General features: G+C 75.9%; 1 protein-coding gene. It reads left to right on the top strand.

Annotated elements, in window-relative coordinates:
* The coding region (locus tag x551_RS22930) for an amidase (protein WP_036252174.1) at nt 1–715 on the top strand (715 nt) is incomplete at both ends.

Here is a 715-nt window from a genome sequence, read left to right as displayed (position 1 = left end):
CCGGCTCGGCGGCCGCGGTGGCGGCCGGGCTGGTGGAGCTGGCGATCGGCACGCAGACCGGCGGCTCGGTGATCCGGCCCGCGTCGTACTGCGGCGTGGTGGGTTGCAAGCCCAGCTTCGGCTGGCTGCCGACGGCCGGCGTGCGCTGCTTCTCGTGGTCGCTCGACACCGTGGGGCTGTTCACCCGCACGGTCGCCGATGCGGCGTTCTTCGCCCAGGCGCTGGCCGGGCGGCGCTTCGCGGCCACGCGGTCCGCACCGACCGCGGCCCCGCGCTTCGGCGTGGTGACCGACTACCCGTGGGGTCCGCTGTCCCCGGCCATGGCCACCGCGTTGCAGGAGGCCGCGACGCGGCTGCGCACGGCCGGCCACACGGTGCGAGAGGTGCGCCTGCCGGCCTGGGCCGCCGAGGCCTTCGAGGCCCAGGCCACCGTGCAGGGCTGGGAGGCGGTGCGCAGCCTGCACACCGAGCTGACGCAGCACGCCGATGCGCTGTCGCCGTTGCTGCGCGACTACCTGCGCGAGGCGTCAAGAACGATCGGCGACGCCGACTACGACGCCGCGCAGCGCATCACCGCCGCCGCACGCGAGGCGATGGCCGACGACGGCCTGGCCGCACACGGCGTGGACGTGCTGCTCACGCCCGGCGCGCCCGACGAGGCGCCGCTGCTGAGCGAGCACAGCACCGGCGCGGCCAGCTACAACCGGCTGTGGAC

The organism is Methylibium sp. T29 (genome assembly GCF_000576205.1).
Taxonomy (GTDB): Bacteria; Pseudomonadota; Gammaproteobacteria; order Burkholderiales; family Burkholderiaceae_C; genus Methylibium; species Methylibium petroleiphilum.
Note: the sequence above shows the minus strand (reverse complement) of the source record. Positions and strands in the feature narration are given on the sequence as shown.